We start from the raw sequence: 23,122 nt of genomic DNA on the forward strand, positions 1-23,122 counted from the left end.
TCTCAATTTTTTTGTTGAAGCGTGTGAGGATCAAAAGAGAGGCTTCGTAATTCTTTTGCGAAGGTGGCTGTTAAAATTACAACGCCCAAGGTGATGATTCCCCCCACGGCCACGCATGGAATGGTTCCAATCAGGGAGGCGAGAAAGCCACTTTCAAAGGCGCCGAGCTCGTTCGAGGCACAGATAAAAACCCAGTTGGCAGCAGCCACTCGACCTCGCATGGCATCAGGGGATAGGAGTCTGAGCATGGATCTACGGATGATAACACTGACTCCGTCAAAAACTCCTGTAAGAAATAGGGTGAATAGCGAAAGAAGAAAGTTTTTTGAAAAGGCAAAGAGAAGGATGCTGATTCCAAATCCAGAAACGGTTAATAATAGATTGCGTCCCGCTTGACGGATGGGAGGGAAACGGGTGGCCAGGAGGGTGATTAAAAGTGTGCCCAGAGAAGGTGCTGCATTGAGCATCCCTAATCCTCGAGCGCCCACATGGAGAATATCATTGGCATAAATTGGAAGCAGTGCGATAGCTCCGCCAAAAAGGACGGCAAATAAATCCAAGGTCATCGCTCCTAGAAGGGGCTGGGTTTTAAAAACAAAGCGCCATCCCATATTGATATTTTTAATCATGGATTCTTTTCGCTCTGGTTTGGGCTGAGGCTGGGGCTGAATGAAAAAAGTTGAAATCCACGAGAGAATGAAAAACCCCGTCATCACAAGGTAGGAAGCGGCCACTCCCCAGAAATCAAAGATGAAACCAATGGCTGCAGGGCCAATGACTGAGCAGCTGACCCATGTGCTCGTAATCCAGGAAGAGGCGTTGACGGTGAGATGTTTGGGAACAATTTGGGATTCAAACGCTGTATTGGCCGGATCTGCAAAGGCCCGTGCAATGCCTGCTAAAAAGATGACGGCATAAAGTCCCAAGAGAATATGGGTTTGGGCTTTCCAGGAAAGGTAGGCCAAGGTTAAGGTGCAGGTAAAGGAAATGATTCGGGTGATTAAAAGAATTTTGTGACGATTAAAATGATCTGCAACATATCCTCCCAGTGGGACAAGAGAAATAGCAGGAATCGCCTCAATGAGGCCCAGGAGTCCTAACGATAAGGGCTGATGGGTGATACGATAGATCTGAAAACCAATGACTACATTTAAGGCTCGGCTTGCCAGGGTAAAAAAACCGACCGAACCGATGAAAAGTCGAACATCGGGTATTTTTAAAGCATCCAGAAAATAATGAGGTCTGTCTTGAGAGGTCATTAAAGGAAAATCTAGATTGGAATGTTAGATCTGTCAAGCGAATTACTTTTTAATCGTTAAAGGCATTGAAACATGTTAAGCTGATGTACTTAAAATTGTACGTACTGATTATCGTACATATTGGAGGTATATGACAAGGGTAACCACAAGCGAGGCAAGACAGAAATTGTTTCAGCTGGTTAGAAGATCTATTAAGGGACATGTTCCGATTAGAATTACGTCTAAATCAGGAGATGTTATTTTGATGTCGGAAGATGATTACGAAAGTTTATTAGAAACACTGGAATTGCTTTCCATCAAGGGCGTGCTTAAAGGGGTTCAAGAAGCAAAAGAGGATATTAGAATGGGAAGGACAAAATCTCTCAAAGAGGTTTTTGGATGATCCTTCCTAAAGCATATGAGATCAGGATTACCCGTCGAGCGGAAAAGGATATCAAAAACCTCTCTCAAAAATTAAGGGAAAAACTTTTTGAAATTCTCACAGGAGTGATTTGTAAAAATCCTTATGAAGGAAAGAAACTTTTAGGAGATCTTCGAGGGAGTTATTCCTATCGACTGAGTTTCCAAGACCGAATTGTCTATAGCATTGATGACTCTAAGAGAATTGTGTATGTCGAGAGGGCAAGAACGCATTATGGAGATTGAGACTTATACGTTAATGAATTTTTTTATTCTGGATAAGGCTTCTTTCAATCGATCCATTCCAGTTGCGTAAGAGAGGCGAATAAATCCTTCTCCTGAAGAACCAAAGGCTGTTCCGGGAACGACGGCTACTTTTTCCTTTTCCAGGAGTTGATGGGCAAAGCTCATCGAGTCCATTTCTGTTTTTTGAATGGAAGGAAAAGCATAAAATGCGCCCGCTGGTTTATGGCAATCCAGTCCCATTTCATTCAAAGACTCAACAACAAAATTGCGCCGTTTTTCGTATTCCTTGATCATGGGAGCGAGAACACTGTCTCCGTTTTTGATCGCCTCACAGGCGGCCCATTGTCCCATAATCGGGGCGCACATGATGGTATATTGGTGAATTTTAGTCATAGCTTCAATTAAAGGGCGGGGCCCTGCGGCATAACCAATTCTCCAGCCAGTCATGGCATAGCCCTTTGAAAATCCGTTCAAGAGTAAGGTTTGCCCTTTCATTTCCGGAAGGCTGGCAAAGCAGGTGTGAGGAATGTCATAGGATAAATCGCTATAAATTTCATCACTGATCACAAGCAAGTTCATTTTTTGAATTGTTCGAGAGAGTTTAGAGAGTTCATCTTGGGTGTAAGATGTTCCTGTGGGATTGGAGGGGTAATTTAAAATAATGGCTTTGGCCCCAGAAGATTTATATTTTTCCAGGGATTTTATATCAATTTTAAAGTCATGTTTTTTCTCGGTGATGAAGGCAACAGGATTCCCTCCAGCCAGAGAAACCATGGGGCTATAAGAGACATAACAAGGTTCTGGGACAATCACTTTTTCATGAGGGTTAAGGAGGGCTCGAATGGCCAGGTCCATTGCCTCGCTGACTCCGACGGTAATCAGAATCTCATTTTCGGGGTCATAATCCACTTTGAATTTTTTGTTCAAATGTTGGGCGATTTTTTTGCGAAGTTCGAGCAATCCTTTATTAGAGGTATAAGTCGTATGTCCATGCTCAATCGAATAAATCGCAGACTCCCGAATGGTCCAGGGGGTATCAAAATCAGGTTCTCCAACCCCGAGAGAAATAATGTCCTTCATTCCAATGACAAGGTCAAAGAAGGCCCGAATCCCTGATGGGGGAAGGGTTTCCACGCGATCTGCAATTTTAAAAGGAAAAGAATTTTTCATCATTGTAACTCTAATTTTTTATCCATCCAATTTGTGGAAGAAAATAACCCCTCCAACTCCCCTTACATAAGGGGAGGGGCCCCCTCTTAAGTTAAGAGGGGTTGGGGGAGTTATGAACACAACGCTATTTTTCATAGCTGATTTAAAAACTAATCGCTATTCTTTTATCTTTTTCTTGAGATTGGAGTACGTCTCCATCCTCTTTGTATTTTTTAAGAAGAAAGTGAGTGACTGTTCCACGAACATTTTCAAGGGTGGAGAGTTTCTCCGAAACGAATGAGGCCACTGTTTGAAGGTCTTTGCCCTCAACTGTGACCAAAAGGTCGTAGCCTCCGGACATTAAATAGCAACTTTTCACTTCTGGGAAGTTATAAATTCTCTTGGCAAGCGAGTCAAAGCCGACGTCCCTTTGCGGAGTCACTTTGACTTCAATGAGCGCACGAACCTCACTTTGGCTGCGCAGAAGCTCTTTATTTAAAACGGTTTTGTAATGAAGAATAACTCGGTCTTTTTCATACTGGCGAACAGCTTTTTTGACTTCAACAATGTCTTTTTTGATCATTTTTGCTATTTCTTCAGGAGTCGTTCGCGCATCTTTTTCCAGAATTTCCAAAATCGGATCCATAGGGTACCCTTTCTATTCCAGACTGTTGAGATAAAATCTTTTGAACGTTTGAAAGTATCAGTATTAATGGTCTAGAGTCAATTTCATTTTTTTCTTGATTTTACTATTGAACGGGTGTTAGAGTATAGGTGTAACTGGTGAGTGTGTATGTGGTGCTTGAAAAAGGCAAACTGGTCGAAAGGCCAGGACCTCTCCGATGAGGAGTCGGAGGGCGTTCCGACGAGAGGTTGGGACGGCAAAGCCACAGACCCAAAGAAGAGGCGGCTCGTTGTGAGGAGTGGGTTCTTCGCGAGGATGAGATGGGTTCATTCAAACGAAGCATGAGGGATGAAGGGCGAGCAATAGTCTTTGGGTAGCTGGGTTGCCAAGAGAGTGGGGTTTAAGTGATTGGCTAAAAGTTAAGGGGTGTGAGTGTGGTTGCTTCACCTTAATTTTTAATCCTTGCACTTAAACCTTATTATAAAACCCGACCTTTTGATTCGTGAAAAGGTTGGGTTTTTTATTTTGAGCCTGTTTTAGGTGGGGGAAGGATGGGAAAATGAAAAAGTCAAATTCAAAGGGTTTTAGTGTTTTAGAAATGTTGTCGGTGATGATGATTATTATGTTTGTTGCAAGTCTTCTTCTTTCCTCGATGACGATTTGTAGAGACAAGGCTAAACAGGCGACGTGTATTAATAATCAATATCAACTGGCCAAGGCCATGATTTTATTCGCGACAGACACGGAGAAATTCCCCACAACTTTAGGCCAGTTAGACCATAAATATTTACCGTGGAATCCAGAATATCCAGGTTCAACCTTGCTGGCTTCGCAAACTCTCTTTACATCGGCCTATTATGATTATGTGACGGATCTTAAGCATTGTCCTAAAGTGGAACCCAATGAGGATGGATCTTATCCTGTATCTTATGGGATTAATCTCTACATTACCAATCGGAACTACGAAGCGATTAATGAACCTTCCGATACAGTGATGACGGCTGATAGCGATGTTCTTTATCTTGAGAACGCGGATCAAGGGGCAAAAAGACATGCGCACGGTGTGATTGCAAGCTATGCAGATGGGCACGTGATATGGCTTAAGGAGATTGAACCTTTTTCATCTATGGAAACTCAAGCCTCTGATTCAGATGCAGAAGTCTCAACTTTACCTCCTTCAGATGATACAGGCTCTACTGATACAGGTTCTACACCGCCTTCTACGGATGATGGGAGTGGGAGTAGTGGTAACAATGGTGTTGGAAATGGGGAAGATCCTGCTCCGCCCGGGGATCCTCCGATTAATGATGGGCCAGGAACATCTCCAGGTGACCCTGGAAATCAGGGAGGAACGCCAAGCGATTCTCCCCCAGTCGTAGCTTCTGATTTTGATCTGGACAAAGGGACGGTTTCATTAAATTATGATTCTACACTTCATGTTCAGATTTTGTCAGCGCAGTATGCCATTGATCAAGAAAACTGGTATGACATGTATGTGGATGCAGTGATGACCTTGCCGGGAGGAGAAGAGATTGTCCAGAACATTGTTGGAGGAAGCGGCGTGAATGGTGGAATGACGGCTGAAGAACTTGAACAATTAGCCTGGACAAGCGATGCTTATCAAGCTCAGACAACTGTGGATATTAAGGGGACTTCTAAATACTGGGAAAAGGTTAAAAAGAAAGGGAAGTGGGTCTGGGTCCAGAAAACAAAATCCTCCTATGATACCGGTCATGACTTGGATCGTCAGGTCTGGGTTCTCAAAGATGGGGATGTTGTTCCCTCTGTTCCGGGTCTGTGGAATCAAATCAGCGTGGGAGAATCTGTAGAACCTTATACAGAGGTCGGATCCGACGGTATACGAAGGATGAAACTTTCTGAGAATCAGGTGATTTATTTCTTTGAAATGGGACAGACGAGTCCCTATAAATCGAATGGGCAGGTCAATCTGGGTTATGATATGAATGATTTGGTGGTGTTAATGGATGTCAATAAGGTGTGAGGATAAAAATACAGTTCAAAGTTCAAGGTTAAAAGTTCAAAGAAAACCCAAGCCTGGAAATCCTTGAACTTTCAACTTTAAGCCGTTTTTATTACTCCTCGTTTTTCATCAGTTCTCTCTCGAGTACATCATCATCCTCTTCTTGAGTTTGTGGAGTGGAAGTTGAAGGAAGGGGAGGTTTCTTTTGTTTTTGTGGAGGAGGTTTTATTTTAGGGAGGAGACGCTCTTTTAGAAATTCGTTTTTGATTCCCATGACTTCAGCTTTGCGATAGTAAACATAGGACTTTTGATAATCTCTCAAGATGTAATAACAATACGCAAGGTTGTCGTGGGCTTCCCCATGGAGAGGATTCAAATGAATCGTTTCTTGGCATTCAGTAATGGCCTTTTGGAGTAAATCCTTATCTGCATCCTGTGTGGCCTGATTCATGAGGGTTGTGCAAAGCTGAAAATGGGCGTCCGCGTTTTCACCCTCTTTTAAAAGGTTCTCAATGCGATCTGCCTGAGTCAATAGGGGGATGGAAAATATGAAAAAGAGAGCGCTCATTTGAAGTATGAATTTTTGAGAGGAGAGTGGAATTTTCATGATTAAGCTCTTTCGCTTAGAAGATCATTCAGCATCGGGGCAACATCACTCCACGTTTTGTAGTCGCCCGATTTATCGGGCGGTCCATACATGGCCCCATAAATGGGGCGACTACAAATTCTTGCACTAGCACTTGCTATTCCAGTGGAATCAGGTGCATATGCTCTATACAATGCTAACATAAAAGATATATAATAAAATCTTTAATCCAAGTTTAATCAAGGGATATTCAATGAAAATAGCCATTCTTTCTAATCCTCAAAAGGGGCGGGTTGTGGAGGTTGTAAAAAAAATTCTTCAGAAATTCTTAAAGAAAAAGGGTGTTCAATTTTTTTTAGACAAGCATTTGTCTCAAGCCCTTCGCTGTAAAGAATTGTATCGGACGGATGAGATGATTCAAAAATCTGCGGATCTTTTAGTGGTTCTTGGCGGGGACGGTACTTTGCTTCATGCTGTTAAGAGAATTAAAAAGCCAGATCTTCCCATTTTAGGAGTGAATCTAGGCGGGATTGGGTTTTTAACGGACTTTACTCCGGATGATTTTCTTAAAGCTTTCCCAGAAATTTTGAAAAAAAATTTTGAACTGGATCCTCGTTTGATGCTTCAAGTGACTTATTTTCGAAGGCAAAAATCTCTGGGAGTGTATGAAGTTCTCAATGATGTTGTGATGACCAAGGGAGCGCTTTCACGCATGCTCACTTTACAAGTTTTTATCAATGGGAATGATTTAACAACCTATAAATCAGATGGGTTGATTGTTGCAACCCCTACGGGTTCTACAGCTCATTCATTATCCAGTGGCGGGCCTATCGTTGCTCCAAATTGTGATGTGATGATTTTGACTCCGATTTGTCCCCATACTTTATCCAATCGGCCTTTGGTTCTTTCTTGCCATCAGAAAATCCGGATTGAACTTGTGTCAAGCTCAGAAATGGTGGGACTTACCTTCGATGGACAGTTGGGTGTGGAATTCAAAGAGGGAGACGCGATTCTGATTGAAAGGAGTCAAAGAACCATTCCTTTAGTTCGATATCGTTCACACTATTTTGAAATTCTTCGGGAGAAGTTAGGCTGGAGAGGGACGATGGGGAGTTAGTCATTAATATCAAAATGCAAAATGCAAAATGACAGATTAAAATCCAAAATGTATCTATGCCTAGTCTTGTGAAAAATTTTCATTTTTGATTTGTCATTTTGCGTTTTGATTTTTGGATTTGTCTAGTTTAGGTTATAATTAAAGCAGAAGATAAATTTAAATTGGGTATAACTATCTATGGATAAACGATTTATAAAAAAAGAAGGTTTTGAGGTCTTTAATGGAAATGAGCTCATTATTAAAGGAGCTCTTGAAGCTGGGGTGAGCCTTATAACGGGCTATCCTGGATCTCCGGTCGCTGATGTTTTTGATGTGGCGTCTTCGATTAAGGAACTTCTTTTGGAAGAAGGGGTGCTTGCCCAGCTTGCGAATAATGAAGCGCTGAGTGTTGCCCGTCTGAATGGAACCCAGATGGAAGACATTCGGGCGATGGCGGTCATGAAAAGTGTGGGCCTTCATGTGGCTGCAGATGGTCTAGCCATTGGAAATCTTTCGAAGTCAGGGAAAAAGGGAGGGGCCCTGGTCGTGGTCGGAGATGATCCCTGGTCGGATAGCACTCAAGTTCCTGCCGATTCACGGTATCTTGCCAAGCATCTTCATTTACCTGTCATGGAACCAAGCACATTTCAAGAATTGAAGGATTGGGTGAAGATAGGTTTTGAGCTTTCGAGAGATTCTGATCTTTATCTTCTCTATCTTGTGACCACCAATCAAGCTGATGGGGGAGGAATTGTTGAAGTTGCCCGACATCTATCCCCGAAGTACAACATGAATCACCCGATTGAGCTAGATACCCGTAAGATTCCGGTCAATGATACGGTTCTTCTTCCTCCCAGAACGGGAGCCAGGGAGGTGGATTTAAAGGAACGTTATCAGAGGCTTCATCAAGCGTGCCGCGAAAGAAAAGTGAATACCCTTCTTTATCCCGCTCAGGGAATTCAGGAATTTGGATTTATCAGTTCAGGGCTTGCCTATAGTTATTTAGAACATGCCTTGTGGGAATTGGGGCTTCAAGGACGTTTTCCCATTTTAAAATTAGGGATAACTTTTCCGATAGATTCCAATGTCTTTTTAGATTTTGCAAGCCAGGTTAAAAATGTCATTGTGGTGGAGGAGCGAAGAGGATTCATTGAAGAAGCAATCACTTTGATTTTAAAAGATGCGTTTCAATCGGGATCTTTTTCTCGGCCTCCAAAAATATGGGGAAAATCGTTTCCGAATGGCTTACCCGGTATTCCTTCTACCCGGGGACTCAATCCATCGATTTTGATTGAGAGGTTAGGAGAATTATTTCTTCATTTTCCTCCAGAGGGGCTGGAGAGACTTCGTGTTCAGAAAGAATTAGATTTAATTGAAGAGGTTTCAAAATTTTCATTAGAGATTCCTGTAAGAACCCCTACTTTTTGCCCGGGTTGTCCCCATCGAGATTCTTCCAATGTGCTTCTGGATATTAAAAAAGATTTTAGAAATCCTAATTATATGAAGCAGCATCATAAGACTCAACCCGTTGATCTTCTTTTTCACGGAGATACAGGTTGTTATACCATGTTGATGTTTGAGCCCAATCAAGATTTGATGCATAACTATTCTGGAATGGGCCTGGGAGGCGGGACAGGGGCTGGGATCGATCCTTTTATTACAAACAAACAGGTTGTTTTTATGGGGGACTCGACCTTTTTTCACAGTGGGATGACGGCCATTTCGGATTCGATTAAAAATAACCAGGATATTGCCTATATTATTTTGGATAATAAAACAACCGCTATGACGGGGCATCAGCCCACGCCTGAATCGGATACGGATGTTTTGGGCCGGCCAACCTTTGCTCAGGATATTGAAGCGGTATTGAGAGGGATGACACGCAGGGGGCCAATTCCTGTGCTTAGGGTGAATCCAGCTTATCGTGAAGAATATCGTGAGGTCTTGGAAGAAACGATTTTGAAAGAGGGAGTAAAGGTCATTATTGCCGATAAGGAATGTGGAATTACTTTTCATCGTCGTCTGCGCAAAGAAAAATCCAAAATGATTCGTGAAAAAGGCTACTTACCTGAGGAAGAGTTTATCAACATTACTCCAGAGGTATGTGAGTATTGTTTGGAATGTACGAAATCGACGGGGTGTCCAGGGCTTACGGTCGAAGAGACGGATTATGGGTCAAAGATTGTGACAGACCTTTCAACCTGTGTAGCGGACATGGCTTGTACAAAAATCAAGGCCTGTCCTTCCTTTGAAAAGGTCATTGTGAAGCGGTCAAAGAAGACAATAGATCCTCTGAAGGGGATTGATCTTAAGTCTTTTCCTCAACCTCAGCATGGGCGGGTTCATGATCAGTGGCGGACTTATATTTCAGGAGTGGGTGGAATGGGAATTGGTGTTTTAACTTCTGTTTTGGTGCATGCAGGAATGAGGGAAGGTTATCACGTTCTTTTTTGCGACAAGAAAGGACTGGCCATTCGTAACGGGGGTGTTTATTCTGAAATTACCTTTCTCAAAGGTCCCTTAAAAGTATCGCCCCTGATTCCAAATGGCAAGGCCGATTTACTTTGGGGACTCGATGCCTTGGAGGCGGCCAGAGCCATTGATCCTAAAATGCCCATTCGAGTGGGGAGTCCTGAACGGACAACCGCTTTTATCAATCTATTTAAAACGCCGACGATTCGAACTCTAATGAATATAGATCATTTTTCAATTGCAGAGTTGGAGACTTTGCTTAAAACTTATACCTGTCGAGATCAATATGAAGGTTTTGATTTTTCGAGTCTCTCAGAAAAATATTTAGGTTCTAAGCTCTATTCTAATCTTGTCATGCTCGGATCTGCTTTTCAAAAGGGTTTGCTTCCTCTGGGGCTGGACAGTATTTTATCGGCCATTCAAGACACCATTCAGGGTGATTTAAAGAAAAATATTACCGCCTTTAATTTAGGGAGGCGGTTTATTCTTTCCCCCGAAATTTTTTCTTCTCATTCAAAGCACCATCCATTTCAAAATTTATTTGAAGAAAAACAGGAAATGTTAGCAAGAACTTTTAGAAAAGGAAAAAGACTCTCTCAAGGGTATCGCGAGTTGGTTCAAGGGGCGCTGACCCAATTGGTTTTAGATGATGAAACCTTAAGGCATTTTGCCCTGCGGGTCTATGATCTTATCCAATACGAGAATTTAGATTATGCAAAAAGCTATGTCAATCGTGTGCTTTCACTCTATCACAAAGACCGGTTGGAATTTAATTATGCGGCCACGAAGGCCGTCATCCTTTATTTGGCAAAGGTCATGTTGATCAAAGACGAGGTCTATGTGGCCCATCTTTTAACGAGCCCAGAAAAATTGGGGAGGGACAAAGAGCGTTATCATATTGATGAAAGGTTGGGTGATCGGGTCATTTACCGACATCTCAATCGGCCCCAATTTAAGATTTTTGGATTCAATGTTGAGTTTGATATTGTGACGCGCAATTGGCAGCTTCGGATCATGAAGCATTTAAAATTTTTAAGAAAAATTTTGTCAGAGTGGCATCGACCTGAAAAGGAATTTCGTCAATGGTATTTCGAGATGACGGACCGTTTCGACTTTCATGACGAATCCAGTTATCAACTTTACGTTCAGGCCTTAAAGACTCCGGAAGAGGTTCGCGGTTATCGCCAGATTCGTTATCTCAAAATGGAAGAGGCTCGCCTCAAAGTCAGTGAGCTTCTAGGAATGTCTTCAAAAGTTTCTTCTCTAACTTCAAAGTTGCCGCAAATGAAGGAAACCTCAAAAGCAAGAAAATGAGAAAAAGAAAAAGTAGTTTTATGAGAGATTATTTTTCTCTGGATGTGGGTCATGATCAGTTGCTTTTTTTCTTGAATACAACACCTCAAGATCGCTTGAACTGGTTGGAAGAAGTGAATGATTTTCTTTTTAAAACGATGTCCAAGGCCAAACTTTCTCTTTGGAGAAATGCTAGGATAGAAGGGGAAAAAATCAGGGGGCTTTACTCTTCTATCACTGCCTAAAATATGCTAGAATAAAACCAGATGTTGTGTTTATAAAATTCATTCGATAGGTAAGATTTCTCTAGGTTTTTTTCTTAATTGTTTCATGGTCCCATCACCTCTCGTTGGCCCTTCAGGCTGGCGGACCCGCCTTTAGCGGTACGAGAGGTGGTGGGATGGAGAAGAGATTATGGAAGACGTCCTGATAAGGAGGTGTCAAGTTTTCCTCTTGGGCGTGGGCTTTCTTTTTTTAGGACTTCCCTTAAGTAGCAATGATTCCCTCCCTTCTGCTATTTCAGAAATTTCAAAAGATCATCAGCTTACGAATCCTCCTCTTTTAGCAGTCGTTGTCGTAAAAGGGGGCGGTTCTTTGGGTGAAAAGATTTCTAGAGTGAACCAAGAGAATACGGTGCTCGATGGCTTACAAAGAAAACCCGATGGGCGTTTTGAACTTTCATTGGAGAATAAAGAGAATACGCTTTATTTAATTAATCAAGGGAAAATGAAGTTGGGGATGATCACCTCCTTTTTATCTTCTGATAAACGTCATATTCAAATATGGGATCTTCCAGAAAAGCCTTTGGAGGAAAACCGCTACCTTCAACAACCTTTTCAGAGTTTAGAAAAAGGAAATAAAGGAAATGAGAATTTAAATAACGAAAAAGGTTTTTTTCGTTTTTTGGGTCCTTTGGGAAATGACGCTTCTCTCCAAAATCTTGTTTATATTTATCCCGTGAGCGATCCTTCTCATCCTGAACCTATTCCTATTGGCATTGATGAAATTGCTCAAAAAATTATTTTTTCTGACAAGGGGCATCCTTCTATCGAAGTAGGGAATCCTCGCAGGGGTGTTTCGTTGGATGTGGATCTTTCTTTACGCAAAGCGATTCTGACAGTGATCACTTTAGGTCAAGCGGCCCGTTCTTCAGAAGAATTTCCTTTGGAAGAGGCGAAGTTGACACTCGATTTTTTAAATCATGGAGAACTGCAGTTTAATCTGGGAGGGCATGAAACTCTACTCCCTATTATTTTTAAACCTTTTCGTGAAAATAGTTCTGATCATCCAGGAAAAGGATTTTTTCGAGAAACAGGGGTGACGATTAGGGGAGTAGAACTTTTCGAAATTTTTGAGAAGGGCGAGAGGCTCAATTTCAATGGAGATAAATACAATCTTCTTTTAGAGGGGAAAGAAAAGTTTAAGGAGTTTAATCAGGGAGATTTGATGAAAGGGTTTAAAGAGGCTTTGAAAAAAGATTTATTGAGACCTGGAGAAAATTTGGGAGTACCTCATGAAGGAGAAATAATAAAGCCATCTTTAAACGTGAATAGACCTGCTGGAGAAACACGGCAGAATATTCAAGGAAGAGAAGAAAGACAAGGGCCCGATCATAGAGAAAGTCCTTCCGGAAATATGGGACAGGATGATCAATCTCGCCCCTCACCGCCTCATCCTTCTGACAACGATTTAAGGTCCAGAAAACAGAATTAGTATTTATTTCTACCCTCGCTTCAAATCTGAAACCAGGGTTGTATGATAAAATTCTCTCTTAGATAGGAATTTTCTCCTCCATAAAAAATAATTCCTTGCTCTTGAGAGTTGTCTTTTAGGTTAAACCACCACCTTATTGTTTTAAAATGGTCGCTGGAGACTTGCGAAGATGATTTAATTTCTAGAGGGAGAAGTTCTTTCCCGAGGTCAATCAGGATATCGATCTCATTTCCTGTATGGTCTCGCCAAAAGTAAAGGGGTGGTTCTTGTCCTGCATGGGTGAACAGTTTTACCAATTCTGAGACAACCAAGGTTTCAAAGAGGGCGCCTTTCAGGGGGTGAAGTGGAATATCTTCTGCGGATCTCAATTTTAAAAGATAGGAGAGTAAGCCTGTATCAAGAAAGTAAAGCTTTGGACTTTTGACAAGTCTTTTGCTGAAATTTTTGTGATGGCCAGGTAAAAGATAAATGAGCGAACTGGCTTCGAGAATACTGATCCAAGATTTTGCGGTGGGCTGTGCGATACCGGCATCGTTTGCTAAAGATGAAAGATTCAAGAGCTGGCCGCTTCTTCCTGCGCATAGCCGGACAAAATTTCTAAAGGTGGTCAGGTTCCCTATTTTTAAAACATCGCGTACATCCCGTTCCACATAACTTTGGTCATAAGAAGCGTACCAATCTTGCGGATCAATCTTTTGAGTGTAAAGTCTTGGGTAACAGCCTTTGAAAATAAATTTTTCAAGAGAGTCTTTAGGCTTTGGGATGCTTGCAATCTGGGTCAATCGTTTGACCGGTTCTTGAAATGGCTGGTGAAGAATTTCTGAGATGGAAAGAGGTAAGAGCCTCAGAATAGCAGAGCGACCCGCCAATGTTTGTGTGATTCTTTCCATGAGGATGAAATTTTGAGATCCTGTGAGAATCCAGGAGCCGGGGAGTGGACTGGCGTCGATCAGTTCTTGTAGATAGGATAAGAGTTGAGGCGCTTTTTGAACCTCATCAAAAATACAGGGGGCGGGGTTGGCTTTAAGAAATCCGGTAGGATCCCTCAATGCAAACTCAAGAAGATTGGGGTTTTCCAGAGAAACATAATGGTGATTTTTGAAGAATTCTTTGACGAGGGTCGTTTTTCCAGATTGTCGCGGTCCCGTGACATAAATCGCAGGAAATCCCTTAGAGAGTGTTGCCAGCTTGAAAGAAAGATATCTTGAAATCATATTTTCTGATGAGACTCATTAGAACATGTAAAATAATTCATGTCAAATTCAAAATTAAATTTTGAATTTGTAAAATATATAGAATCTGATGATATTATGAGATATCTTTGACTTTTTAAGGTGTTTTGGTGTCTTAATCTATGGAAATTTTTGTGAGAAGATCTTTTTTATAAAAAATAAATTATCTTGTTCTGGCCCAATAAGTTATGAAATTAATTCAAAAATTGATTAGCATTATCCTTAGTTTTAACTTCCTTCTCTATGACCTTACCCTTTCAAGCGGATGGGCCCAGTCTGGTCATTTGCAGCCACTGATGGGCCAATCGGGTGAGGGGATTCAGGGCCAATCGCCCGAGGTAAATCAGGATACAGCCCTTTCCTTGGAGGGCTTAAATATACCTCAGACAATAGGTGAAGTGACTGAACGCTTAATTTTGGAAGGGCGGCCGCTGGTTTTTCTCATTGAAGATGTTCATTGTAATTTGGAAGTTCAGAGGAATGTTGGAAAAATATTAAAACAGCTAGAAGCAAAGGACGGGCTCGAAGCAAAAACTCAAAACGGGCTGGAGGCTCGAGGCTCGAAGCTCGAGGCAAAAGCAAAAACGAAAGCAAAAACGAAAGCGAAAGCAAAAGCAAAAGCAAAAACTGAAGAAGCATTTACCTCGAGCCTTGAGCCTCGAGCTTCGAGCAGTCTTTTTTCCGCCTCTAGCCTCCAGCCTTTAGCGGTTTTTAATAGCATCCAGCATCTAGCTTCTAGCCAGATCTTTCACGTCTTTCTCGAAGGTGCCTCCGGCCCCATGGACGTGAGCCTCTACACGGGCTTCCCAGATCAAGAGGCTTTGAAATTAATCCAGAAACGGTGGTTAGAAAAAAATGAAATTACCGGAGCCGAGTCTTTTTTGATGAGTTCAGATCCCCGTCAAGTCGAGGGTTGGGGCGTGGAAGAGGTGGATGAGTATTGGAAAAACGTTTCTTCTATGGGGCAGTTGATGGAAGAGAAGGAATTCCAGTCACATGAATGGGAAAATTTAGAAGAGGCGTTTAAAAGTTTAAGGAAGAAAATTTATCCGAAGGAATTATTAGAGCTAATGAAGAAGCGGGAGCAGTATCGAGACTTTAAGATTGATTTAGGAGAATATTTAGAGCAGCTCAAGGCTCGAGGCTCGAAGCTCGAGGTTCGAAGCTCGAGGCAAAAGCAGAAAAAGAGGTCGAAGGTGGAAGGAAAAGAACGGATGGATGATGGAAGAAGGACGATGGAAGAAGGGAAAGCTGAGATCGCCACGCTCCCTACGGTCGCTCGCGATGACCACGATTCTGTCATTGCGAGGAGCCAGCCCTTTGTTAACAAAGGGCTGGGGACGAAGCAATCTCAGCTTTCACAGTATCCAACCATTCAAAAATTTCTCAAACTCCAAACTCTTGAGAAAAAGATGGATCTGAAGGCAGTAGAGTCTGAATATCTTCAATTTCTATCCGAATTGGAGAAAAAGCTTTCGAAGGAAGAGATGGTAAGTGTCATGAGGCATGTGCTGGAACATCGTCTGGGAAGGGAAGGGGATGAGGAGCATTATTTGTTTTTGAATCGATATCTAGAACCAGGACATAGCGGACGTATCTCCCCTCTTAATTTAAGAGGGGTAGGGGGAGTTACAAAGGAAGACAATAACCCCACCAACTCCCCTTATGGTTTCCGCCTCTCGGCTTCAACCACTTCCTCGTCCACCCAAAAGCGGGTACCCGGACTCGGTCGTCTTAAGGGGAGGGAAAAGCAAGAAGAAAAGGAACTCTATCCCAACTTAAAGCTTTTTATTCAACAAATGTTTCTCATGAAAAGAATCTCATGGGAGAAGCTGGAAGGAGAAGTTAAGAAACGAGCGGATAGCGTAGAGCGTTTAGCGTATAGGGGAAAATCAAATGAGAAAACAATCAAAAAACTTTTAAGATTAGAAAAAGATTTTGCGCTTTTAAAGCGAATCATATCGATGGAGGGGACGAGGGAAGATATAAAGAAGCTCGAGGCAAAGGACGGGCTCGAGGCTCGAAGCTCGAGGCTCGAAGCAAAAGCAAAAGCAAAAGCAAAAGCAAAAGCAAAAAAAGCAGAAGTATTTACCTCGAGCCTCGAGCCTCGAGCTTCGAGCAGTCTTTTTTCCCCCTCGAGCCTCGAGCCTTTGGCCTCGAGCCAAGCAGGCCTGAACGACTTTGTAAGAGATTTTCTATTTCGACTTGGCGAGTTAGCTCAAAAGAAAGCAATCGACTATGAATCCCCCGACTTTGGTAACATCTTCGAAATAGCCCAAAAATTCTATGCAAAAGTCCTTGAACGAGATGAGATTTTTTATCAAAAGGTATCCAGGATTATTCAAGAAAAGAAGTTGACTCATGCAGCCTTGGTAGTGGGTGGATTTCATACGGAAGGATTAAAAGAGCGATTGAAAGAGGCCAGGATTGGATACGCAGTGATTACCCCAAGGGCCATTCAACACGATGATCGAAGGGTTTATTTTCAAAAGATAGAAGAGCAGTATCAAAAGGCTAGTTTTTCAAACACTCTAACACCTGCTTTACAAACCAATCGAGCGATTATGGCAGGGGAAGCTCCCGGAGTTTTTGAAGCGGGAGAAGGAGGGAGAGCTGGAGAACTTATAGCAGCGGTTCAAATGCTTCATCCCAAAACATTAAGTCGTGAGTTTTTTGAAAAGTGGCGAAATGCGATAAATGATACACCACTTCGAGGCATTATCGGTGAGATAGAAAGGAAATATCTTGGTGGAGAGTTCAAAGGTAAAGAGGCAGATGAGTCTTATCAGAAAATAATTAAGGATTTGAAAGTTCCTCCAAATCTTGTTCCTCAACTACCTTCGTCTCAAACCCGCCATGGGATTGCGGGGACGGTGGAGGATGAGGAGCTCAATGGGATTGCTCGAACGTGTAGTGCAGAGCCTATTGAAGTTGACACCCTTTCACCAATTCTTAATTTATTGAGCGAGGTCCAAAGTCGAGCCTCTCCTGAAAATGGAATAGATGCGTTAAAATTGAATGAGTTGGTAGATGCGGTACGATCTGGCCAAATTGAATTTTATCATCAACCCAATCTTTACCAGACCCACTTACCTGCTTTTGCTCGTCCTATCGACGGCCGTCTTCGGATTTATCTTTCAGGCGATTTAGCTATTCCTGACTCCGGAGAATTAACGCTTGCCCAAATTTTTGCCCTCGTGGGATTTTTCCATGAGACGCATGAGCAAATCACATTGGCTCAAGCTTATCCGAGTCTTGATCCCCGCATCCGTCATCGCATGGCGGTTTATGATGAGGCAAGGTTGATGCAACAATTTCAGGATCGACTCCCTCACGTTTTTCGTCATTCGGTGTTAAGCCCTCTCACGGTGCATGAACTTTGGCGGATGGACGATGAAACTTTAAGTGAAGTGGTGGAGAATACGGAGTTAAAACTTTCAGAGCATACGGCTGATTTTGAGAGAATGCCCGAATATCATCGTGAGGCTGAAGCTTATACCCATGCAATAAGCGATTATGCTCAAAGTTCAGGTCGAATGGGAGGAAACCTCGATTATGCCTTTTCAAATGGTTTGGGGAGAAGCGTTCAGACTTTAGAATTCAATCTAAACTCTCTTCGAAAAAAATCAGACTCCGGGGATTTGGTCATGGTTTTTCCTCCTATGGGAGAGAAGGATCCTGCTCAAGTACGTGTTCGCATCAATGGATTATCGGACTTTAATGTAAGTTTTCCTATAGATCCTCAACTGCGTGCCATTTTTACTTTTCATCGGATTTACTCACTAAAAATACCTGCTGGTTTTCAAGCAGAGTTCATTCCCATCGTTGCTGCACTGGCGGCTTTAAAGGATTTGGAACGCCGATGGGGGGTTAAAGAAACCGTTATTCTGGCCAATGGACGAATTTGCGTTCGCGAACCGGGCGGAGGGTTGACTGTTAGAAATGGGGTAGCACATGAAATACTTCGGAGATTTTTTTCTGTCACTTTTAATGAAATTGCGCCTCGAACACTTTCAGTGTCTGAGTGGATAGGACGTGCAAACGTTGCGATGGGGAAAGGAAAACTTTCCGTGGCAAAGTTAATACTGGACAGAATATTCATTCCTGCTAAGGCGTTCACGCCGGAAATATTTACAGGAAAGATAGTGGAATTAAAAAACACTGTTGAAAGTGACGAGGTCAGGCGTTTAAGAGTTTCTTTGCAAGCCCATGCTAAAAAGTATAAGAATTATAAATTAAGACCAGCGCTCCAAGCCGCCGGATTTGAAAGTTCAGCGGCTTTTCTAAAAGCTGCTCAAGCAGATCCAAGCCTTTTAAATGTTGTGGGGGATTTTTTTATCAGGGTTTTAGAAATCAATGGAGGCAATGTTCCTTACTGCGCGGTTGTGATGAATTTTCCAAAACGGACTTATTTGGAATGGCTGACGCGATTGAACATTAAACCAGAAAACTTAAGTTATCATGAGGGAAAGAGACTTCGCAATATTCTTAGCCGAGCGAGGCAGAAGGAAATTTTTGATCAGGGCAAGGCATTATCTGATTTTACTCCCGATCAAATTCAATGTTTTCATTTGCCCAGGGCTCTTGCCAAATTGCATTGGGCTGATTTTAAAGAATTCGCGAAGCATCATGGAAATAGAGAGGATGTGAAAAGTGTTTTGAGGGAGACTTTTAGTGAAACAGATCTTAAAAGAGAAGCCTACCGAGCCCTCTTTGGAAACCACAAAAAAGACCATCAGCTTTATTGCAACATTCGGGCCCTACTCAACATTAAAAACAAAACACACCGCCGAGCGCTTTTTCTGACTGGATTTTCTCACGAAATGATTCACGAGCTTTTACCGGAGAAAGATCAGAAAGGGGAGAGATTAAAGAAATTGGAAGTGGATCTTGCCCGAGAAGATGCCGAGATTTTAAGAAGAGAAATGAAAGACATCAGGGCTTTTGTAGAGGCCAGGAAATTTGCTGAGGGGGTCAACCGTGATCCGAACACGTACCTGGAAAAATTTTACACTTCGGTCGTAAAGGGACTTTCGAAAGGCGTCCTTTTGCCTTTTTACTGGCTCGCCTGTCAAATTGCCAAACTGATTAATTGGGTTCGTGTGCGTCAAGGGAAAGAACCGCTGAGTAAGAATTTTATAGAGGATTGGATGGTTCCAGTTATTGAAGATATTTTTTTGCTGGTCGGATTTTTCTGGGGGCCTTTAGGATATGTGACGGGAAGAGCGGTTTTTGTGGGGCTGCATGCAGTCCAGAATCTGTCAACGGTAGATTTCGCGACGATGCCCAACACGCAAGATGAAGATTTTGTCGTCCTCCCAATCAAAGATAACTCGGTAATCCCCAAAAGCAAACCGATACGATCTACGGGTGCCAGAAAGTTTTTTCGCATCTTTCAAAGGGTCGGGTTTTTTCAGACAAGATTCGATCTTTTTGATAATCCTTACTTGGGTGTCTGGAGAAAGTTTGAGAAGCTCCTTTTCAGCGCGTTTGGAAAAGTCGTAAGTCATTTTGAAAGGCCGATTTTCCGTTTGATATCTCTTGCTGAAACTCTACCCAAGCCTCTTGCGCTTTCAAGAGAAGCGATGAAAGCAGGGTTTGCGGCCTCCAACTCTTCTTCGAACTCAATCAGTGCTTCTTTGCTAAAAAGAATGGCAATGGTTTTACCTTTCTTGTCAGTAATTCTAACAATTCCCTTTGTTGGAAAAGGAAATTTTGAAATTCTTGAAGAATCAAGCGGTACGACCTTTTCTTCAATGAGTCCTCTGATGGCATCAGTAATCATGTTTACTCCTTGCATTAAATATAACCCATTCCCTTCGCAATATAAAGCCAAATCGGTGTTTTACAAAATTGCTTTTCCTCTATTGATGAGCCTCATGGCCCTGATTCCATCACTTATCGCGATCGCTTTCGGGATGGAGGATGGCATGTCCTCCTCGTCCTTCCTCCCTCTTCCCTCTTTCCTTCTCGGTCTTACCGCCCACATCCGATCGAATCGTTGGGTGACCTTGCATCCCGGAACAAATTTTGGGAAGGGGGTGTTGGGGCAAGATCGTTGGTCCCCTGAAGAAGGGGAGGTTATTAAAAGTGAAGTGAGACTTCTCCTCAAGAGATTGGGGATTGAATCGCGGGTCAATCTTGAAAAGTTTCTTGATTCTATTAAGCCGTTTGGGATAGGGCATCGTGTATTAGACGCTTTTCCTATTTTTATGATTTCTATGTTGTTGGGTCTTTCAGGAAATATGATTCTGTGTTTATTCGGGGGATCTGATTTTGGGGAAGGGGCTTGGGTTGTTCTTCAGATTTCTTCCTTTCTTTTTTTAATTTATTTAGTGAGTCGATGGCTGGGCCCTATCGAACCATTAAGGGGGCTTCATTTCAGAAGCGCAATTTTTGGAAATGGAATTGCAGTTCCACATCTCTTTAAGAAAAGCCTCTTTTTTAAAGGAGAAGAACCTCGAGCTATATTGTGGCATGAAGTAACCCATTGGTTGGAAGCAGAGGGTTTGGTTCCAGAAGGGTCTTTTCCAAGAGGAGTCGAGCTTCTTCGGAAATTAGAACTATGGCAAGTGTCCATTTTAGATTCAGAAATCGTTCGTGAGTATCCGAAAAATTCTTATGAGGCTCTGGACAAATTGCGAAAAAAATTCTTGCAAGGCTTAGTTGATCGAGGAGACGGTTCTTTCTCGAGCGATGCAGAACTTTATTTCTATGAATTAATAGGTTTGGAGAATGGTCACGAGGAACTGTTAGATCGGATTCGAGATTTAAAACAAAGATCGCAGAATAGCAAGAACCATTACGAATCGGGAGAAATTTTGGCAGCCGTAGCCTTGGGTATAGGAACCATTCTGTCACTTCGTGGGGTTGTAGAGCCGAATAGTTCAGGTGTGATTGAGGGCGCCTTCCGTTTCTTGCGAGAGGCTATGGGATGTTCTAGTTGGGCTCAAGCCGCAATTCTGGCGCTTGGAGGAAGGAAAGAAACAGATTTTGGTGCCGATCCAGGCCTTCAAAAAGGCGTCCTTCTCCCCTTTTATTGGCTCGCTTGTCAAATCGCCAAACCGATTGATTGGATTCGTGTGAGTAAAGGGAAAGAACTGCTGAGCAAGGATTTCAAAGAAGATTGGATTGTTCCATTTATTGAAGAGGGTTTCCTACTGCTCGGCTTTTTCTGGGGACCTTTGGGGTATGTGGCGGGAAGAGGGATTTTTGTGGTGTTGCATGCGGTACAAGATTATTTTACTCGGATGTGGCCGGACTCAAGAAGAATAATAAGACCTTTAAACTCTTTTTCAGAAAGCTCGTCGAATAACCTTTTAAGGGATTCCACAATTTTATCTGCGTACGGAGGATGGATTTGGACGTGGATAATGTCGAAATCTTCAGGCGGGTACAGTCTCGTGTTGGTGAAATCCTTGTCAATGCTGATCAGTATTCTTTCTTCTCTCTTTGCAAGTTTGGCTAACTCTGGATCTGTGGTAGAAGGAATTGTCCGAATTGCATCATGGCCAAGCCCTTTAAGGAATTTGAGGATTTTAAGAGGGACATCTTCATCAATAAGAAATTTCACCGAGTGGCCTAGATTGATTTTTGAAAGAGTGTGTATTCCTGGTTTTTGGCATATTCAGCGGCAAAATGAAGAGCTGCCCGGATATGCTCAAGCGTCAACTCTGGGTAATAATTCTCTCCTACAATTTCTTCAGATTTTACTCCGCCTTCAAGAAGTTCCAGAACAATATAGACAGGGATTCTTGTCCCTCGGAAGCAGGGCTTCCCATGGTGAATCAGGGGGTCAACCATTAAGTATTCGTCAAGCAAGCGATCCATTTTTACCTGGAGAAAATCATACATCATCTTCTCCAAAATATAAAGCCGAATCGGTGGTTCACAATATCGCCTTTCCTCTCTTTGAGTCTGTCAGGGGCCGTGATTGGCGGGACGATCGTCCTGCCATGGCTTTGGGAAAGGCGCTTGGAACTGTTGGGAAGGGAAGACATTCTCTAGGCAAAGGTTCCCGTCTTCCCTTTTACTGGCTCGCCTGCCAGATTGCCAAACCGATTGATTGGGTTCGCGTGCGTCAAGGGAAGGAGCGGCTCGGCAAGGATTTTATAGAGGACTGGATTGTTCCGTGGATTGAAGAGGCTGTTTTACTGCTGGGCTTTTTCTGGGGGCCGTGGGGGTATGTAGTGGGAAGAGGAATTTTTGTGATGCTGCATGCGGTGCAAGATGTAGATGAGGCGCATGTCATTTTATTTCAAAAGATGCAAGAATTCCTGCACCGATATCTTGGCATCTCGGATAATCCCTCTGAGCGTCCAGCGGTCAACTTCTCTATGGTTGGGAATGACCAAAGTAATTTGATGGGCTGGATGAAAAAGCTTTACGTGACTCCCTCTTTGACTCACCTTATGATATCCCGCTCGCAAGAAGGCTCGAATCACTTCGTTGCCGGAGATAAGGGGAGGTTTCATAGAGCAAGGCTGAGTACTTTGTGGGAAGCTCTTGGGCGGATGTCCTTTGGATCGGGTTCCAGATATAAAAGAATCGCTTCTTTAATATTTCTCATGGCTTCTTTTTGTGTTCTTCCCTGGCTGTGGCAACCTGGCAGTGAAGGGACCCTTGCCGTAATATATCCATCATCTCCTTCTTCCAATATAATTTTAAGCTTCATCTCTTTACCCCTTTTTTGTAAGGATAACTCATTTTCCCTTAAATATAAAGCCAAATCGGTGTTTTACAAGATCGCCTTCCCTCTATTCATGAGCCTTGTAGCCCTTGTGCCGATGATGATGGTTAGCCAGTTGACCGGGTTACCTGTTGGCCAGTTAACGAGTTGGTCGGTTGTTCTTATTGTGTCTACTTTTATAATGGGGCTCGTTGCTCACACTCGATCCAATCTCTGGGTGACGGAGCATCCTGGGACGGAATTTGGGAAGGGGGTGTTGGGGGGTGAAAAAGGCAAAGTGACAGGCCAGCCTCTTTTACCCCCCATCATCTATCCGCATCAACAGTCATTCTACCCCAGAGCGTCTTATGCCTATGGCCACTTGACTCGGAAAGAGTTTGAA

The 23,122-nt window shown here is 42.8% G+C and carries 22 protein-coding genes; 8 read left to right on the forward strand and 14 right to left on the reverse strand.

Going from position 1 to position 23,122, the window contains the following annotated elements; translation table 11 throughout:
- Window positions 1-2: 2 nt before the first annotated feature.
- Window positions 3-1,259: an MFS transporter gene (locus HYS07_11370; GenBank protein ID MBI1871767.1), complete on the reverse strand. Its 1,257-nt coding sequence runs from the start codon at window positions 1,257-1,259 to the stop codon at window positions 3-5.
- 130 nt (window positions 1,260-1,389) lie between these two features.
- Between HYS07_11370 and HYS07_11375 the strand changes: the two genes are divergently transcribed.
- On the forward strand, window positions 1,390-1,641 hold the full coding sequence (locus tag HYS07_11375; protein ID MBI1871768.1) for a type II toxin-antitoxin system Phd/YefM family antitoxin: 252 nt from the start codon (window positions 1,390-1,392) through the stop codon (window positions 1,639-1,641).
- A complete protein-coding gene (locus HYS07_11380; protein MBI1871769.1) occupies window positions 1,638-1,904 on the forward strand; it encodes a type II toxin-antitoxin system RelE/ParE family toxin in 267 nt (88 codons plus the stop codon). The genes HYS07_11375 and HYS07_11380 overlap by 4 nt, the downstream gene beginning before the upstream one ends.
- A 3-nt stretch (window positions 1,905-1,907) precedes the next feature.
- On the opposite strand, the gene HYS07_11385 is transcribed toward HYS07_11380, so the two are convergent.
- On the reverse strand, window positions 1,908-3,074 hold the full coding sequence (locus tag HYS07_11385; protein ID MBI1871770.1) for an aminotransferase class I/II-fold pyridoxal phosphate-dependent enzyme: 1,167 nt from the start codon (window positions 3,072-3,074) through the stop codon (window positions 1,908-1,910).
- Window positions 3,075-3,216: 142 nt separating this feature from the next.
- Complete coding sequence (locus HYS07_11390; GenBank protein MBI1871771.1) at window positions 3,217-3,699, reverse strand: Lrp/AsnC family transcriptional regulator; 483 nt, start codon at window positions 3,697-3,699, stop codon at window positions 3,217-3,219.
- A gap of 538 nt (window positions 3,700-4,237) precedes the next feature.
- Here HYS07_11390 and HYS07_11395 point away from each other — a divergent pair.
- Complete coding sequence (locus HYS07_11395; GenBank protein MBI1871772.1) at window positions 4,238-5,680, forward strand: hypothetical protein; 1,443 nt, start codon at window positions 4,238-4,240, stop codon at window positions 5,678-5,680.
- A gap of 91 nt (window positions 5,681-5,771) precedes the next feature.
- Here the strand turns inward: HYS07_11395 and HYS07_11400 are convergent, their stop codons facing one another.
- Window positions 5,772-6,266 (reverse strand): hypothetical protein, encoded by a 495-nt coding sequence (locus tag HYS07_11400; protein ID MBI1871773.1) that lies wholly within the window; start codon window positions 6,264-6,266, stop codon window positions 5,772-5,774.
- Window positions 6,267-6,498: 232 nt separating this feature from the next.
- On the opposite strand from HYS07_11400, the gene HYS07_11405 reads away from it, so the two are divergent.
- The 4 genes from HYS07_11405 (at window position 6,499) to HYS07_11420 (ending at window position 12,819) form a co-directional block, all read left to right on the forward strand.
- Window positions 6,499-7,362, forward strand: a complete 864-nt coding sequence (locus HYS07_11405; GenBank protein MBI1871774.1) for an NAD(+)/NADH kinase — start codon at window positions 6,499-6,501, stop codon at window positions 7,360-7,362.
- A gap of 177 nt (window positions 7,363-7,539) precedes the next feature.
- The gene (locus HYS07_11410; GenBank protein ID MBI1871775.1) at window positions 7,540-11,127 is read left to right on the forward strand and encodes a 2-oxoacid:acceptor oxidoreductase family protein; all 3,588 of its coding nucleotides are present in this window, start codon (window positions 7,540-7,542) and stop codon (window positions 11,125-11,127) included.
- Window positions 11,124-11,351: a hypothetical protein gene (locus HYS07_11415; GenBank protein ID MBI1871776.1), complete on the forward strand. Its 228-nt coding sequence runs from the start codon at window positions 11,124-11,126 to the stop codon at window positions 11,349-11,351. The genes HYS07_11410 and HYS07_11415 overlap by 4 nt, the downstream gene beginning before the upstream one ends.
- 169 nt (window positions 11,352-11,520) lie before the next feature.
- Window positions 11,521-12,819, forward strand: a complete 1,299-nt coding sequence (locus HYS07_11420) for a hypothetical protein (protein ID MBI1871777.1) — start codon at window positions 11,521-11,523, stop codon at window positions 12,817-12,819.
- A gap of 20 nt (window positions 12,820-12,839) precedes the next feature.
- On the opposite strand, the gene HYS07_11425 is transcribed toward HYS07_11420, so the two are convergent.
- The 10 genes from HYS07_11425 to HYS07_11470 all read right to left on the reverse strand — a co-directional run bounded on the left by HYS07_11425 (window position 12,840) and on the right by HYS07_11470 (window position 22,725).
- Complete coding sequence (locus tag HYS07_11425) at window positions 12,840-14,033, reverse strand: ATP-binding protein (GenBank protein ID MBI1871778.1); 1,194 nt, start codon at window positions 14,031-14,033, stop codon at window positions 12,840-12,842.
- Window positions 14,034-14,586: 553 nt separating this feature from the next.
- Window positions 14,587-14,772, reverse strand: coding sequence for a hypothetical protein (locus tag HYS07_11430; GenBank protein MBI1871779.1), 186 nt, complete (start codon window positions 14,770-14,772; stop codon window positions 14,587-14,589).
- Window positions 14,773-15,172: 400 nt separating this feature from the next.
- On the reverse strand, window positions 15,173-15,400 hold the full coding sequence (locus HYS07_11435) for a hypothetical protein (GenBank protein MBI1871780.1): 228 nt from the start codon (window positions 15,398-15,400) through the stop codon (window positions 15,173-15,175).
- Window positions 15,401-19,312: 3,912 nt separating this feature from the next.
- Window positions 19,313-19,561, reverse strand: a complete 249-nt coding sequence (locus HYS07_11440) for a type II toxin-antitoxin system RelE/ParE family toxin (protein ID MBI1871781.1) — start codon at window positions 19,559-19,561, stop codon at window positions 19,313-19,315.
- On the reverse strand, window positions 19,558-19,836 hold the full coding sequence (locus HYS07_11445) for a hypothetical protein (protein ID MBI1871782.1): 279 nt from the start codon (window positions 19,834-19,836) through the stop codon (window positions 19,558-19,560). Before HYS07_11445 ends, HYS07_11440 begins: the two co-directional genes overlap by 4 nt.
- Window positions 19,837-19,945: 109 nt before the next feature.
- The gene (locus HYS07_11450; protein ID MBI1871783.1) at window positions 19,946-20,104 is read right to left on the reverse strand and encodes a hypothetical protein; all 159 of its coding nucleotides are present in this window, start codon (window positions 20,102-20,104) and stop codon (window positions 19,946-19,948) included.
- A gap of 1,184 nt (window positions 20,105-21,288) precedes the next feature.
- The gene (locus HYS07_11455; protein MBI1871784.1) at window positions 21,289-21,624 is read right to left on the reverse strand and encodes a DUF5615 family PIN-like protein; all 336 of its coding nucleotides are present in this window, start codon (window positions 21,622-21,624) and stop codon (window positions 21,289-21,291) included.
- Between the two features lie 8 nt (window positions 21,625-21,632).
- Window positions 21,633-21,881 carry a DUF433 domain-containing protein gene (locus HYS07_11460; protein MBI1871785.1) on the reverse strand — a complete coding sequence of 83 codons (249 nt, stop codon included), beginning with the start codon at window positions 21,879-21,881 and terminating at the stop codon, window positions 21,633-21,635.
- A gap of 422 nt (window positions 21,882-22,303) precedes the next feature.
- Entirely contained in the window at window positions 22,304-22,525 is a 222-nt protein-coding gene (locus HYS07_11465) for a type II toxin-antitoxin system HicA family toxin (protein ID MBI1871786.1), read from the reverse strand.
- Window positions 22,522-22,725, reverse strand: a complete 204-nt coding sequence (locus HYS07_11470; GenBank protein ID MBI1871787.1) for a type II toxin-antitoxin system HicB family antitoxin — start codon at window positions 22,723-22,725, stop codon at window positions 22,522-22,524. Before HYS07_11470 ends, HYS07_11465 begins: the two co-directional genes overlap by 4 nt.
- 58 nt (window positions 22,726-22,783) lie before the next feature.
- On the opposite strand from HYS07_11470, the gene HYS07_11475 reads away from it, so the two are divergent.
- Window positions 22,784-23,122: hypothetical protein (locus HYS07_11475; GenBank protein ID MBI1871788.1), on the forward strand; the 339-nt coding region annotated here is incomplete at its 3' end.

The organism is Chlamydiota bacterium (genome assembly GCA_016178055.1).
In the GTDB taxonomy this organism is placed as follows: Bacteria; Auribacterota; JACPWU01; order JACPWU01; family JACPWU01; genus JACOUC01.

Coding starts and splice junctions, on each gene's coding strand:
- HYS07_11400 (MBI1871773.1), bottom strand. CDS start 6,266: ATGAAAATTCCACTCTCCTCTCAAAAATTCATACTTCAAATGAGCGCT.
- HYS07_11460 (MBI1871785.1), bottom strand. CDS start 21,881: ATGGATCGCTTGCTTGACGAATACTTAATGGTTGACCCCCTGATTCAC.
- HYS07_11470 (MBI1871787.1), bottom strand. CDS start 22,725: ATGAAGCTTAAAATTATATTGGAAGAAGGAGATGATGGATATATTACG.
- HYS07_11375 (MBI1871768.1), top strand. CDS start 1,390: ATGACAAGGGTAACCACAAGCGAGGCAAGACAGAAATTGTTTCAGCTG.
- HYS07_11445 (MBI1871782.1), bottom strand. CDS start 19,836: ATGATTACTGATGCCATCAGAGGACTCATTGAAGAAAAGGTCGTACCG.
- HYS07_11410 (MBI1871775.1), top strand. CDS start 7,540: ATGGATAAACGATTTATAAAAAAAGAAGGTTTTGAGGTCTTTAATGGA.
- HYS07_11405 (MBI1871774.1), top strand. CDS start 6,499: ATGAAAATAGCCATTCTTTCTAATCCTCAAAAGGGGCGGGTTGTGGAG.
- HYS07_11415 (MBI1871776.1), top strand. CDS start 11,124: ATGAGAAAAAGAAAAAGTAGTTTTATGAGAGATTATTTTTCTCTGGAT.
- HYS07_11390 (MBI1871771.1), bottom strand. CDS start 3,699: ATGGATCCGATTTTGGAAATTCTGGAAAAAGATGCGCGAACGACTCCT.
- HYS07_11440 (MBI1871781.1), bottom strand. CDS start 19,561: ATGACTTACGACTTTTCCAAACGCGCTGAAAAGGAGCTTCTCAAACTT.
- HYS07_11385 (MBI1871770.1), bottom strand. CDS start 3,074: ATGAAAAATTCTTTTCCTTTTAAAATTGCAGATCGCGTGGAAACCCTT.
- HYS07_11425 (MBI1871778.1), bottom strand. CDS start 14,033: ATGATTTCAAGATATCTTTCTTTCAAGCTGGCAACACTCTCTAAGGGA.
- HYS07_11465 (MBI1871786.1), bottom strand. CDS start 22,525: ATGAAACCTCCCCTTATCTCCGGCAACGAAGTGATTCGAGCCTTCTTG.
- HYS07_11395 (MBI1871772.1), top strand. CDS start 4,238: ATGAAAAAGTCAAATTCAAAGGGTTTTAGTGTTTTAGAAATGTTGTCG.
- HYS07_11370 (MBI1871767.1), bottom strand. CDS start 1,259: ATGACCTCTCAAGACAGACCTCATTATTTTCTGGATGCTTTAAAAATA.
- HYS07_11380 (MBI1871769.1), top strand. CDS start 1,638: ATGATCCTTCCTAAAGCATATGAGATCAGGATTACCCGTCGAGCGGAA.
- HYS07_11430 (MBI1871779.1), bottom strand. CDS start 14,772: ATGCTATTAAAAACCGCTAAAGGCTGGAGGCTAGAGGCGGAAAAAAGA.
- HYS07_11420 (MBI1871777.1), top strand. CDS start 11,521: ATGGAAGACGTCCTGATAAGGAGGTGTCAAGTTTTCCTCTTGGGCGTG.